The organism is Salinadaptatus halalkaliphilus, assembly GCF_006543045.1.
Lineage (GTDB): Archaea > Halobacteriota > Halobacteria > Halobacteriales > Natrialbaceae > Salinadaptatus > Salinadaptatus halalkaliphilus.
Genome location: NZ_RBZW01000003.1, coordinates 182,157 through 195,306 on the forward strand (window position 1 = coordinate 182,157; position 13,150 = coordinate 195,306).

Annotated in this window: 12 protein-coding genes and 1 tRNA gene; 4 read left to right on the top strand and 9 right to left on the bottom strand. The window is 64.9% G+C overall.

The genetic code is table 11. From position 1 onward, the window contains the following. Nucleotides 1-104: 104 nt before the first annotated feature. From D8Y22_RS00965 to dapA, 3 genes are read right to left on the bottom strand one after another with little or no spacing between them, the layout of a single operon-like run. A complete protein-coding gene (locus D8Y22_RS00965; protein ID WP_141462683.1) occupies nucleotides 105-941 on the bottom strand; it encodes a 2,3,4,5-tetrahydropyridine-2,6-dicarboxylate N-succinyltransferase in 837 nt (278 codons plus the stop codon). Next, the gene (gene dapB / locus D8Y22_RS00970) at nucleotides 938-1,705 is read right to left on the bottom strand and encodes a 4-hydroxy-tetrahydrodipicolinate reductase (RefSeq protein ID WP_141462684.1); all 768 of its coding nucleotides are present in this window, start codon (nucleotides 1,703-1,705) and stop codon (nucleotides 938-940) included. Before dapB ends, D8Y22_RS00965 begins: the two co-directional genes overlap by 4 nt. Then, nucleotides 1,702-2,643: a 4-hydroxy-tetrahydrodipicolinate synthase gene (gene dapA / locus D8Y22_RS00975; protein WP_141462685.1), complete on the bottom strand. Its 942-nt coding sequence runs from the start codon at nucleotides 2,641-2,643 to the stop codon at nucleotides 1,702-1,704. Before dapA ends, dapB begins: the two co-directional genes overlap by 4 nt. 344 nt (nucleotides 2,644-2,987) lie before the next feature. Between dapA and D8Y22_RS00980 the strand changes: the two genes are divergently transcribed. Next, nucleotides 2,988-3,821 carry a M48 family metallopeptidase gene (locus tag D8Y22_RS00980; protein WP_141462686.1) on the top strand — a complete coding sequence of 278 codons (834 nt, stop codon included), beginning with the start codon at nucleotides 2,988-2,990 and terminating at the stop codon, nucleotides 3,819-3,821. A gap of 371 nt (nucleotides 3,822-4,192) precedes the next feature. On the opposite strand, the gene D8Y22_RS00985 is transcribed toward D8Y22_RS00980, so the two are convergent. Both D8Y22_RS00985 and D8Y22_RS00990 read right to left on the bottom strand, forming a co-directional pair. Beyond that, nucleotides 4,193-5,254, bottom strand: a complete 1,062-nt coding sequence (locus tag D8Y22_RS00985) for a zinc-dependent alcohol dehydrogenase family protein (RefSeq protein ID WP_141462687.1) — start codon at nucleotides 5,252-5,254, stop codon at nucleotides 4,193-4,195. 111 nt (nucleotides 5,255-5,365) lie between these two features. Then, nucleotides 5,366-6,373 (bottom strand): DUF5784 family protein, encoded by a 1,008-nt coding sequence (locus D8Y22_RS00990; RefSeq protein ID WP_141462688.1) that lies wholly within the window; start codon nucleotides 6,371-6,373, stop codon nucleotides 5,366-5,368. Nucleotides 6,374-6,520: 147 nt separating this feature from the next. On the opposite strand from D8Y22_RS00990, the gene D8Y22_RS22115 reads away from it, so the two are divergent. Continuing rightward, nucleotides 6,521-6,694, top strand: a complete 174-nt coding sequence (locus D8Y22_RS22115) for a DUF5786 family protein (protein ID WP_246084326.1) — start codon at nucleotides 6,521-6,523, stop codon at nucleotides 6,692-6,694. A gap of 97 nt (nucleotides 6,695-6,791) precedes the next feature. Here the strand turns inward: D8Y22_RS22115 and D8Y22_RS00995 are convergent, their stop codons facing one another. Further along, a complete protein-coding gene (locus D8Y22_RS00995; protein WP_141462689.1) occupies nucleotides 6,792-7,820 on the bottom strand; it encodes a YkgJ family cysteine cluster protein in 1,029 nt (342 codons plus the stop codon). A gap of 75 nt (nucleotides 7,821-7,895) precedes the next feature. On the opposite strand from D8Y22_RS00995, the gene D8Y22_RS01000 reads away from it, so the two are divergent. Further along, entirely contained in the window at nucleotides 7,896-8,138 is a 243-nt protein-coding gene (locus D8Y22_RS01000) for a DUF7561 family protein (RefSeq protein WP_141462690.1), read from the top strand. A 177-nt stretch (nucleotides 8,139-8,315) separates the two neighbouring features. Here the strand turns inward: D8Y22_RS01000 and D8Y22_RS01005 are convergent. Continuing rightward, a tRNA-Gly gene (locus tag D8Y22_RS01005) sits at nucleotides 8,316-8,404 on the bottom strand. A 178-nt stretch (nucleotides 8,405-8,582) separates the two neighbouring features. Between D8Y22_RS01005 and D8Y22_RS01010 the strand changes: the two genes are divergently transcribed. Beyond that, complete coding sequence (locus D8Y22_RS01010) at nucleotides 8,583-10,388, top strand: helicase C-terminal domain-containing protein (protein ID WP_141462867.1); 1,806 nt, start codon at nucleotides 8,583-8,585, stop codon at nucleotides 10,386-10,388. Between the two features lie 186 nt (nucleotides 10,389-10,574). On the opposite strand, the gene D8Y22_RS01015 is transcribed toward D8Y22_RS01010, so the two are convergent. Both D8Y22_RS01015 and D8Y22_RS01020 read right to left on the bottom strand, forming a co-directional pair. Further along, the gene (locus D8Y22_RS01015; protein WP_141462691.1) at nucleotides 10,575-11,771 is read right to left on the bottom strand and encodes a class I SAM-dependent methyltransferase; all 1,197 of its coding nucleotides are present in this window, start codon (nucleotides 11,769-11,771) and stop codon (nucleotides 10,575-10,577) included. Then, a complete protein-coding gene (locus tag D8Y22_RS01020; protein ID WP_141462692.1) occupies nucleotides 11,764-12,915 on the bottom strand; it encodes a 60S ribosomal export protein NMD3 in 1,152 nt (383 codons plus the stop codon). The genes D8Y22_RS01015 and D8Y22_RS01020 overlap by 8 nt, the downstream gene beginning before the upstream one ends. Between the last annotated feature and the right edge of the window lie 235 nt (nucleotides 12,916-13,150).

The following is a 13,150-nucleotide window of genomic DNA, read 5'->3' on the forward strand; positions in this document are numbered from 1 at the left end:
CGTGGCTGATGGGCAACCACGTACCGAAGGTCGTTCGGAGAGAGCCCGAGAATAGCCGCGATCGGGACGGAAATGACGGACGGCAGTCCCTCTGACGGGGCCCGTTACTCGCGAAGCGTGTCTTCGCGCTCGGTCGCTTCGAGCGTCTCGGTTTCGACGTCGGTGGCGACGACGGCGGGTTTGTACGCGCCGCCCTCGAAGAGATCGTGGTCGCTGATCGAGGACTGGACGAACCGCGTAAAGGCGCGCCGGTTGGCGGGCAGTTCGCCGTAGATGACCTCCTCCTCGACGAGGTCGTAGACCGGGATGCGCGGGGTCAACAGCGTGTTCTCGCCGACGATGCTGTTCTCGCGGACGACGAACCCACTCGTCACGCGACAGCCAGCGCCCAGCGAGACGTTGTCCTCGACGATGACGGGCGCGTCCTCGACCGGCTCGAGGACGCCGCCGATGAGCGTGTTCGCGCCGAGTTTGACGTTTGCGCCGATCTGGGCACAGGAGCCGACCGTATCACAGGAGTCGACGAGCGTGCCGTCGCCGACGTGGGCCCCGATGTTGACGAAACTCGGACTCATCATGATGCAGTCGGAGCCGAGGTAGGCACCGCGGCGGATCGTCGTCCCGTCGGGCGTGTTGCGGGTGCCACGCGCGCCGAGATCCTTGGTCTCGCGCAGTGGGAGCACGTCGTAGTGGTCGACGCCGCCGTACTCGAACGGCTGGTTCTCGCGGAGACCGAAGTTCAACAGGATACCCTGCTTGACCCACTCGTTGGCCACCCACTCGCCATCGTCTTTTTCGGCGGCGCGAACGTCGCCATCCTCGAGCGATTCGAGAAAGGCCTCGAGGGTCGCGTCGATGTACTCGTCCCCGGCGCTGGCGTCGACCTCGTCGTTCTGGTAGCGCTCCCACAGATCAGTGACGTCGGACTCGAGCGTACTCATTCGTCGATCACGTCCGCGAAGTCGTACCAGCCCGCCTTTGCTCCTGCGATCCAGGCCGCCGCATCGACTGCGCCGGCGGCGAAGACGCCCCGGTCTTCTGCGCGATGAGTCAGTCGCACCTCCTCGTGGTTGTCCGCGATGACGATCTCGTGTTCGCCGGTCACGTTGCCCGCCCGGAGGACGTGGACGCCGATCTCGCCGTCCTCGCGTGGATCGAAGCCCTCCCGGCCGTGCTTTCGGCCAGCAAAGTCGCCGTTCGCTTCGATCTCCTCGAGCAGCCGGTTCGCCGTCCCGCTGGGAGCGTCTCGCTTCGCGTTGTGATGGGTTTCGACGAGTTCGACGTCGTAGCCCTCGAGTTGCTGGACCGCGTCGCCGACGACGTTGACCAGCGCCTGCACCCCACGGGCGAAGTTCGGCGCGTGCAAGACCGGAATCTCGTCGCTCGCGGCCTCGAGGGTCGCACGCTCGTCGTCGTCGAACCCGGTCGTCCCGGTGACGAACGCGACGCCGGTGTCGACGCAGGCCTGAGCGTACTCGAGGGCCGACTCGGGACCCGTGAAGTCGATCACGACGTCGGGTTCGGACTCGGCGAGCAGCGTCGCGAACGTCTCGGCGGGCTCGAGGGAGACACCCTCGACGCTCTCGCCGTCCGGCTCACGGTTGACCGCGAACGCGACGTCACAGTCGTCGTGATCGTCGACGGCCGCCAGTACCTCTCGACCCATCCGGCCGGCCGCGCCGGTGACGGCGATACCGATCGTCATCGATCGGCCTCCGACCGCGTGTCGGGTTCGCCGCCGTCGGTAACCGCAGCGCGTTCACCCTCGAGCTCCGCGAGGACGCCCTCGAGGTCCTCGCGATACTCGTCGGCCAGTCGCGACAGCGGCGAGCGCATTCGAGCGGGACCGTAGCCTCGAATTTCCATGGCTTCCTTGACCGGAATCGGGTTGGTCTCGACGAAGAGTTCGCGAAACAGCGGGCCGAGTTCGTGATGGAGCTGCCGGGCGCGTTCGTAGTCACCGTCGAGTGCTGCACCGACCATCGCACACGTGCGCTCGGGTTCGATATTGCCGGCGACGCTGATCGTCCCCGTCCCGCCGACCGAGATGATCGGCAGCGTCATCGCGTCGTCGCCCGAGAGGACCGCAAACTCCTCGTCCATCGTCCGCTCGGCGATCTCGCCGATCTGACCGAGGTCGCCGCTTGCAGCCTTGTAGCCCGCGATGTTCTCGTGGCTGGCGAGGGAAACGGCCGTGTCGGGTTCGATGTTCCGACCCGTCCGCGAGGGGACGTTGTAGACGATCTGTGGCAGGGAAACGGCGTCGGCGATCGTCTCGAAGTGCTCGATCAGCCCGCGCTGTTCGGGCTTGTTGTAGTACGGCGAAATCAGGAGGAGGCCGTCCGCGCCCGCCTCGGCCGCACGTTCGGAAAGCTCGAGCGCTTCGCGCGTGTTGTTCGAGCCCGTCCCTGCGACGACGGGAACGTCGTCGACGGCCTCGATGACGGCCTCGACGACCTGGACGTGTTCGTCGTGGGTCAGCGTCGCCGACTCGCCGGTCGAGCCGACGGGGACGAGACCGTCGACACCCGCTGCCTCGAGGCGTTGGGCGTCGGTTCGCAGCGTTTCGAAGTCGATCTGTTCGTCGTCGTCGAAGGGCGTACACATGGCCGGGAAGACGCCCGAGAGGTCGAGTTCAGTCATGATTGCGTGCTGGATTGTCGTTGGAACGTCGCTGTGTCGTCTCAGTCAGCGAACCTGGAGTCGTCGGTCGAACGTGGCGAGCCAAACCGCGCCCGAGACGGGGGTGCCACGCCCGCCTCGAGCACACTCACACACGTTTGCGTTTCGGAAAACGAGGGGACGCGCCGCTCCCGTCGCGGTCGACGACCACCGAAGCGACGCGGCACATACTCGAGCAAGACACGTGCGGTAACTTATCCGTTTTGACTTCCGTCGACCGCTGGCGCCGGTATCGGTCCCGTCGTCGGAAATCCTCCCCGGGACCGGCGACCTTTATTAGATCGAAGCCCAACGATCGGATGCATATGAATAAGACTGGCTTGCACCTGCGAATGGCGGTCGTGGGAAGCATGCTGTTTGGCCTCTATCTGGTCGCAGCGTGGTTCATCTCGCTGTTCTTGGGGGTTGACTTCCTCTTCATCCTGGTCCCAGGGATCGTCTTGCTCCCTGCCGTCCAGTACAAACTCGGCAAGTACATGGCGGTCAAGACCTCGGGTGCGGAAGATATGCCCGAGGAAGGACAGTACAAAAAAGTCCACCAGATGACCGAATCGCTGTGCCGTGATATGGGGATGGACAAGCCTCGGCTCATGGTCGCCGAGATGGGCGTTCCAAACGCCTTCGCGACCGGCCGGAAGGGGTCCGGCGTCGTCGTCGTCTCGAGCGAACTCATGCGTCTACTCGACGACGACGAACTCGAGGGCGTCGTCGCCCACGAGCTGGCCCACTTGAACAACCGGGACACGATCATGATGACGATCGGCCAGTCGATCGCGACGATCGTCGGCTACGCCGTCTTCTTCCTCGTCCAGGCGCTGGGCGAGAACAATCCAGGGAGTTTTATCATCGCGATGATCGCCTCGACTGTCGCGAACTTCCTCGTGATGATCCTCGTAATGGCCATCTCCCGGTACCGCGAGTACATCGCCGACGACACCGCACGCCAGTACATCGGCAGCGGCGATCCGCTCGCGCGAGCCCTCGAGAAGATCTCCCAGGGAGCCCAAAATCGCGACCCGAAAATCGAGGACAGCGGCGTCAACGCACTCTGTATCTTCAACGCCGACACGAGCATGCTCCAGCAGGTCTTCTCGACGCATCCGCCGACCGAAAAACGGATCGAGAAACTCCGAAACTGACGACGACTTCGATCTCCGAGCCGGACGTGTTGGCGATCGAACGACAACACGAGTGTTTATATTCAGGGGAGAAGGAAAAGTATTTAGCGGCTGCAGCGGTGGATAGTACCGCGACGAACGCAGCCGTTTAGGGTCGGTCGACAGGCCACCCGACAGGAAGACAGGGAACGGCGTGTGCGTCGTCACCGCCTTCGATTTTCGTGCAGTCGTCCCAGAGGGACGATCGTAGCCCGGTGGCGGTGGGCCCGCGATCGTCCTGCGAACTACGGGAGACCGGGACAAAAACCGTCTCGTACGGTGTAGTATTGCCTCGTACCGGTGATCGCTGGACCTATTCGAGCGACCACCGTACAGAACGCCACCACTCCGTCTCAGAAATCGTCGATGACCGGAATGCCGTCGGTTTCGTAGTCGGTCATCGCCGCGAGCGTGTCCGAGACATCCTCGAGCGCGATCGTCTCCGAGACGACGGCTTCGGGACGCAGTTTACCGGTCGAGACCATCCGGAAGATTTCGTCGTAGCGCGTCGGCGGCATGCCGAAGGAGCCGATGAACTCGATCTCCTGCATGACCATCGCGTCGGAGGGAACCTGGATCATCCCCTGTTCGTCCTCGGTCGTGAGCCCGACCTGGAGGTGCTGGCCGCGGGTCCCGAGACTCTGGATCGAGTTCGCGCTCGTCGTCTGGATGCCCAGCGCGTCCATCGAGATGTCGGCCCCGCCGTCGGCGATCGCTTTGACTTCCCCGGGTACGTTGTCGGCGTCTGCAGCGTTGACCGTCTCGGCGGCTCCGAGTTCGCGTGCCGTCTCGAGTTTGCCGTCGTCGAGATCGACCGCGATTACGTTCGCCCCGAGTGCGTCGGCGATGTGGACCGCCGAGAGGCCGACGCCGCCGACGCCGTGGACCGACACCCAGTCACCCGCGCTGATGTCCGCACGGTGGGCCAGCGCGTGGAACGAGGTCATGAACCGGCAGCCGAGCCCGGCCATGTCGACCGAAGAGACGCCCTCGGGAAGTTCGACCAGGTTGTGATCGGCGAAGGGGACGTGGACCTGCTCGGCGAAGGCTCCCTGGACGAACTCGACGAACCCAAGCGGCATCACGTTCTCGCAGGTGTTCGAAAATCCTCGCCGACACTCCGGGCAGGTGCCGTCGCCCAGGTTGAACGGCACCGCGACGTGGTCGCCTTCCGAGACGCCGGTTACCTCCTCGCCGACGGCGACGACCGTGCCCGCGGGTTCGTGTCCGAGGATCTGTCCAGGCTGAGTCTCGATACCGAGCCAGCCCCAGTCACCCTGCCAGCCGTGCCAGTCGCTGCGACAGACGCCACAGGCTTCCACGTCGACGACCGCACCGTTCGGGTCGGGGTCGGGTGCGTCGACATCTTCGATCGAAAGCGGTTCGCCGTGTTCTTCGAGGACTGCTGCGCGCATACCGTTCGTGTCTACTGTTACCAACACCCAAATAGTTACGCCACGGGCAGCCGTCTCGAGACCGGTATCAGGAACTCGAAACGAAATTACCGTACCGGAACGGACCTCGCGTTAGTCGAGGACATCCATCGCACCCTCGAGCTCGAGGGGGACCGATCCCTTCCGATAGCCTTCGACGTGGCCGTTCGGACGACTGCGATAGACGACGGCCGGGCGGTGATAGACGTCGGGTCGTTCGCCGCGGACGGCCTGCCAGTCGTCGTCGCGGAAACTCGAGCAGTCGACGAACAGTACGGCGCCGCCGCCGTGTTTGGCGAGTTGGCCGTCGGATTTGGTCTCGGCTGTATCGCGGACGGCGGCAACCGGACCGGCAGCCACGCGGTTTTTCGGCGGCTGCGGGCGAGTGACCTCGACAAGCACGTTCGTGTCACCGTCCGAGGCACGAAAGTCCAGCGAGTGACCGGTCGTGACCTCGATTTCGGGTTCGATCTGGTAGCCCGCATCGGTGAGGATCTTCGCGGCGATAAATTCACCCATCGCCGCGCTCATCCGGACGCGATCCACGTGATCGCTGGTGCCGAGTTTCCCGGACATGACGTGACGGTGGGGGTCGAGAACCCCGGTCGAAAGAAAGTCCTCGAAGAAGCGGGTCGTCTCGCGGCGACCGGCGTCGGGAAAGCCAGCGGCGTGTTCACGAAAGAACGCACGAGTCGCCTCGCGGCCGTCTTTTGACATGAATACGGGGAGGAAAAACCACGAGATGTGGGGATAGTCGGCGAGCCACGGATCTTCCTCGTGCAGCGTCGCGAGCAGTTCCCGTTTGGTCCAGCGTGCGACGTGATAGGGGACCTCCTGCCAGCCGAACTTGTCGGTCTTCCACAGCGAGGACGGCGTCTCGGTGTTTCCCATCCAGTAGGCGTCACCGTTCTTCCGGGCGAACAGCGCCAGATCGCCGTTTTGCATCTCGAAGCGATGGGTCTCCCAGTCGGCGCCGATCTCGAAGCGCGGCGACACTGCTCGAGCGCCAATGTTCGATCGGAGCGGCTGCAAAATCTGCTGTCTCACCCGTTGCTCACTCCAGGACTCGGGCGAGTATCGAAAGCGAAGCGGCCGTGCCACGGGCGTCTATACGAAACGGGATCGGATATACTGTTCGTTGTCCCTGCTCCGAAGACGCCGCTTCGAGTCCCCCGACAACCGGCGACTACGATCGGTGAACGACCGTTACATTCATGTGTGGCAGGTACCAACGTGTGTATACTTACCATGTCAATGGGTGCCTATGATGAAGACGAACACGAGCGCCGGGAACACCAGGCCTCGAGAGTGGATGCGGATTTCGACGACGAGCGGACGATCTATCACGGACAGGTCGAGTACGATGCCGGCGACTCTACGGACGAACTGCTGAACAAGTTCGAGGAGATCAAGTCGGACTAGTGGTCGACCGACTCGGCCGCTTTTTTCCACACTGAGGTTGACGGTCACCAGCTGTAGCGTCGCGGCTATCGGCCGCGTCGACCGTCGAACACGGTGACTATCGACCGTCGTCACTCCGTTCGCCGTCGATCGTTTCCCAGCCAGGTGTTTCGGGCGCGCCGCGGGCGTCTTCGATCGTCCTCGCGAGTTCGGGGTCCGGAACCGCCCCGCCCGCCCGAATCCGCCGTCGCTGCCACGCTCGGATAGCGGGCCCGACCCACGAGCCGGGGTCCTCGTCGGTGTCGGTATCGGTGCGATCGGTCGTGACGGCCTCGAGCGCCCGCGCCCTCCCCCACTCGTAGTGAAAGTCCGAAATCGCGAGGGTCCCGGTACTCGAGGCGGCGGCGACCGCGAGACACTCGGCGCGATCCTCGGGCGTCGATTCGCCCACAACGAGGCGGTCGATCGCACCCTCGAGGGCGTCGGGATCGGGGTGACAGAAGCACTTCTCACCGATTGCCTGGGGCCCGAGCAAGAGATTCTCGAGGTCGGTCTCGATATCGGCCTCGAGCAGCCGATCGCCGCCGAAGGTCGCCTCGACGCGTTCGCACTCGGTCTCGGCCTCGAGGGCGAGCGTGTGCTCGGGATAGGCCCCGCACTCGGCGGGAAACAGGTCGTGCTCGTAGAGGCGACACTGCAGCGTCGTCGGATCGAGGAAGATACAGGTCGGTAACCACGCGGGCTCTTTACGGCCGAACGGGGCGACCGGCTTCGGCGGCTTGCAAAGCCCGACGAGGAAGACCGGTCGACCGGCGATAGCGGCGATCGATCGGCCGTCGACCTCGACTGCAGCGTCCGCGTCACCGGCCATCCAGAATCGCGGCGTCAGGGCCGCCGCGTAACCCCCCTCGAGGAACGCCCGAATCTCGTCGCGGGCCAGCGGGACGAAGTTCGGATCGTCGTCGAGGGGCTCCCGAAACCGATCACCCTCGAGGCGAGCGCCGACCGTCTCGTGGTCGGTCGCAGAATCGTCCTCGTGGTCGTCTCCGGGGTCGATACCGTCCTCGTCCGCGACCATCTCCGACGCCTCGAGCAACGGTCGCCAATCCATACAACAGCCCGCACAGCCGGCACAGTTCACCTCCATGGGCGCGCTACGGCGTCGAACCAGATAACGGATCGGTGGGGAACGACTTTCATCGCCCACCACCTACGTTCGCGTATGGTAACGAACTCCTGTGACGGCTGCGGCCGAACGGTCTCCGTTGCGGGCGGCATGGAAAACATCTGGACCTTCGGTGAGGACGACGGCAGCGAGGGGACCGCGATGACGCTGGAACTCGCGGACGGCACCAGCCACCTGCTCTGTTATCCGTGTCTCGAGGCACTTCCCGAGGAGCCGACCGCCGACGATATCGCCCGCCTCGAGCAGGTCGACGCGGAAACGTCGACACTCGAGGTGTGAGACGTTTTGAGACGGACTGCTGGACGGGTAGCGGAACGGCCGCGAGCCGCATTCCGGTCGTTCCGCTAACACGTTACAACAGACCGCACGAAAGGACAGGGGTGGGTAGGGGTACAGAAGGCAGACACTGGCGGCGGCCCGAACCCAGTCCGGGCCGACTGCAACTGCAACCGCAAGCGGAAGGGGTGGGAATTGAACGCCACGAGGCTGTGAGGCCGCCGCGGGCCGAATGGCACCGCGGTGCTCTACCGCTGAGCGACCCTTCCGCACGTCGATTCGATGGCGGAGTTGGTATTTGTAATCGGTCGGCTACCGTCGCGTAAGTGTCGCCTACGCCTTCGAAATCACGTAGAGGCCGACGTATCGAACGTGGCGAAACCACGCTCGTTCAGCGAGCGCGACGCTCCGTAGCCTTTAGGACGACCCCGCTCCGTGCAACGAACGGTGACCCCCGACCGGATCTTCGAGGCCTTTCCCGCCCCCAGTTACCGCGGAAACCAGGAGCGGGCCCTCCGCGACATTCGCGACGCCTTCGCGGCCGGCAACGACGTCGTCCTCGTGCGCGCGCCGACGGGCAGCGGCAAGTCGCTGCTCGCTCGAGCCATCGCCGGCTGTGCCCGTACGATCGAGGCGGCCGAGCCGAGCGAGGCGTCGGGTGCCTACTACACGACGCCGCAGGTCTCGCAGTTAGACGACGTGGCGTCGGACGATCTGCTCTCGGATCTGAACGTCATCCGCGGGAAATCGAACTACACTTGCATCCTCCCCCAGGAGCGAAACACGCCGGTCAACCAGGCCCCCTGCGTTCGCGAGCGGGGCTACGACTGCTCGGTCAAGCATCGCTGTCCGTACTTTTCGGATCGCGCCATCGCCTCGAACCGAGAAATCGCGGCGATGACGCTGGCGTATTTCATGCAAACCGCTGGCAGCGAGGTCTTTCGAAAGCGCGATGTCGTGGTCATCGACGAGGCCCACGGCCTCGCCGAGTGGGCCGAGATGTACGCGACGATCCAGCTCGACCCCCGGTCGGTTCCCTTCTGGAACGACCTTCGGGTCCCCGATATCGACAGCATCGAACGCGCGGTCCGCTACGCCGAGAACCTCGCCCAGACGTGTGGCCGCCGAAAGGACGACCTGCTCGCCCAGAAGTCGCTGTCTCCCGCCGAGGTGCGCGAACGCGACCGCCTCCAGGAACTCATCGGTGAACTCGAGTGGTTCGTCTCGGATTTTCGCGACCCCGAGAGCCCGACGACCTGGCTGGTCGACCAGTCGGAACCCCAGCAGGCCGATTCTCGAGGGGACGGCGACGAAGGCGACGAGCAGGGCGGGCCACTGACCATCAAGCCGATGAACCCCGAGAAGTACCTCGCCCACACCGTCTGGGATCGGGGCAACAAGTTCGCGCTGCTGTCGGCGACGATCCTCAACAAGGAGGCGTTCTGTCGTCACGTCGGCCTGAACCCAGACCACGTTGCGCTGGTTGACGTCGGTCACACGTTCCCCGTCGAGAATCGGCCGCTGTACGACGTGACACAGGGGAAGATGACCTTCGAGGAACGCTCGGAGACGATCCCGAAGATCGCCCGAACGATCGTCCGTCTGATGGCCCACCACCCCGACGAGAAGGGGTTGATCCACGCCCACTCCTACGATATCCAGGAGCAACTCGCCGACCTCCTGCGTGATTTCGGCGTCGGCGACCGCGTCCGGGTCCACGACCGAGACGGCCGCGACGACGCCTTAGAGGCCTGGAAAGCCAGCGGCGACCCCGACATCTTCCTCTCGGTGAAGATGGAAGAAGCGCTCGATCTCAAGGGCGACCTCTGCCGGTGGCAGGTGCTGTGTAAGGCCCCCTTCCTCAACACTGGCGACTCCCGCGTCGCCCACCGGTTGGAGGAGGGCCAGTGGGCGTGGTACTACCGGGCGGCCCTGCGAACGATCATCCAGGGCTGTGGCCGGGTCGTCCGCGCGCCCGACGACTACGGCGCGACCTACCTCGCGGACTCGAGTCTGCTGGATCTGTTCGAGCGCGCCCGAACCGACATGCCGGACTGGTTCGAAGCGCAGGTCGATCGGATGAGCCAGCCGGATCTCCCGGCGTTCGATCCCCAGGCGGCACTCGGCGAGTCGGGATCGTCCGGGAGCGAGAGCAACGATGAGGGCCAACGCGGTCGATCACGAACGCGTCGGCGCTCGCGGCGGTCGTCGAGCACCTCGAGTCCGCTGGCCGACGTCTGGGAGACAGAGTGATCGCGTTACAGCGCGGCCAGTCCGCCCCAGGCGATCATCGAGGTGGCCATGAGGCCTGCGAAGACGACAGCGATGATCTGGTTTCTGTCCATACGTGACCGCACAGCCTCCGGGAGCATGAATGTCACGACCGACCGGCGCTTTTCTGTGTTCGAGCGCTGACGGCGCGCTGCTGGCGAGCCGCGACTACTCGAATCGGGCGTCGACGACGACGTGGGAAACGCCCGCACTGTGGCTCTTGACGCGGCGTTTCTCGAGTATAGCCAGTTCACGACCCGCGTGCTCGCCGGCCGTCTCGAGTCGTTCGAGCGGGCGCTCCCACAGCCGCGACTCGGGCGTCGCCTCGTGGTAGTGGACAACGCCGCCGGGAGCCAGCGCCTCGAGGGCCGCGGGCAGGAACTCGTGGGCCTCGCCGGTGCGGGTGCCGTGGTCGTCGACGGTGTCGGAAGCGGCCGACTCGTCACGTCCGTCGCCGCTGCCGTAGTACCCCATCACGACCCGATCGGCCTCGAGATCAGTTACGAGGTCCCGACAGTCGGTCATGTAGGCGTCGATCCGATCGCCGACATCGTTCAGGACAGCGTTCTCGAGCAGGTAGCGAAAGGCCGTCGGGTTGATCTCCGCGGCGGTCACCCGTCCGCCGGCACGAGCCATCGGCAGCGTGAAGTAGCCGATGCCGGCGAACATGTCGAAGACGCGCTCGTCCTCGGCACAGATTTCGCCCATCCGCGCGCGCTCGGCTTGGTTGCCCGGCGAGAACATGACCGTCGACGGGTCGAGCCCGTACTGCGTGCCGTGTTCGGTGTGGATCGTCTCGGTATCCGACTCGCCCGCGAGCAGTCGCGTCCGGGGCTCGCGGTGGGTTCCCGCCGTGCCCGCGGTCGCGATCCCCTCGTCGGCCAGCACGCTGTCGGCCTCGCCGTGACATTCGAGCAAGGCCTCGGCAACGGCGGTCTCGTCCGGACAGTCCTCGGGGATCGACACCAGAATCACGGAGCCGACGACGGCCCACGACGACGGTGTCGCCTCGAGGTCGGCCTCGCTCCAGCCCCGTTCGGCGAGTCGGTCCGCGAGGTCCGGGCTCCGGCGCTCGGGATCGAGTTGTCGGACGACCTCGAGGACGCGCGTCTCGGCGGGTGGGTCGGTGATCGGAAGCGCGATTCGCTCGAGGGGCTCCGAATCGCTTCGCTCCGCGTTTGGCGCCTCGCGAACCCGCCTCGAGTCGTCGTAAACGCCCTCCGCGCGAAGGGACTCGATCGCCGTCTCGGTGCGGTGTTTCTCGACGATGGCGGCCAGGGGCGTGTCGGCGTCCGGATCCGGAAGCGTGCGCTCGAGTGCGTCTTCCCCGGCTGTGTCAGCCCCGGGACGATGCTCGTCAACCATCGTTGCGCTCGGGGAGGACGTGCAAGCCGGCACGGCTCTTCAGGACGGGGACCGTCTCGGCATCGGGGTCGAAATAGTCCGGACGGGCGACGGTCGTTGCCTGGTAGGTCTCGGGATCGAGCACCTGGACGGCGTTGTCGTCCTCGACGGTGACGACGGTCGTCTCGACGGCGTCGTCGTGCTCGCCGAGTTTCCGGGCGTCGGGTGAGGCACCGTCTTCGTACCCCGCTTCGTAGCGCTCGCCCGTCGTTATACGGACGCCCTTGAGGTTACCGTGGGCGCTGCGGACGAGAACGGGGCCACCGTCGTCGGCCTCGTCGGCGAGGGAGATGATATCGCCGGGGGGATAGGGTGGGAGCCGAACGGCGAAGGTGACCCGGTAGACCTCGTTCCCGTCTTCGTCCTCGGTCACCAGGGTCTCGGCGTCGTTGATCGTCCCGCCGAACTCCTCGACCATCTTGTTCGAGATTTTCTTGCCGATCTTGTTGGTCGAGACCTTGATGTTCAGCCCGTCGTCGACCTCACCCATCTCCGTGACGAAGGCGTTGCGGTCGCCGGTGGCCTCCATCTCGGCGACCACGGTGTTGGCGATCTCCTTCGCGCGATCGATCTCCTCGCTCGTCGGCGTCCGATCCTCGGCGCGGATCTGGACGATGCTGGCGTAGTAGTCGCCAGCGATCCGACCGCAACGCGTACAGGTCTGGCGCGCGATCTTGACGGGGACCACGACCTCCTCGTCGACCGGCGTTCCGCGGGCGACCCCGGTAAAGTAACAGTGCATCCGGATCGTGTTCTCGTCGACCTGTTCGGGTTCGACCTGCCAGGCGATATCTTCGACATCGACGTGGACTCCCAGGGCTTCGCTGACCTCTTCGATCGCGATGTCAGTGTAGTCCTGTGCACCGACATCGACCCATCGATTACCTCGGTGGACCGCACCGCACTGGGCACAGACCCGAACGTGGATCCGATCGGGTGCGTCGACGAACTCGAAATCGTCGAAGTAACACGACTCACAGAGGTCGACCTCGCTTCCGGGCCGGAGCGGATCGTCCGCGGTCGATCCCTCACCGCTCGCGTCGTTCGCCGACCGCTCGGTCATCGCGTCTCCACACCGCGGGCAGAACGCACGCGACTCACTCATTGCTCCCCGTTTGAGCGTTAACGAGTTAAGCACCCCGCTCTGGGTGACACTCCGACAGCGACTGACGCGTGATAGCAAATCACACGTTCTGAGAACTCCATGCGAAACGAGGGGGTTCGACCGATGAACGTGACGATCGATCGAGACTGTCAGACACTCGTCAGACGCGCCGTTTCATGAGGTCGTCAGACGTTGCCACGTGACGTGGTCTCCATGCGAAATGAAGGGGTTCGGA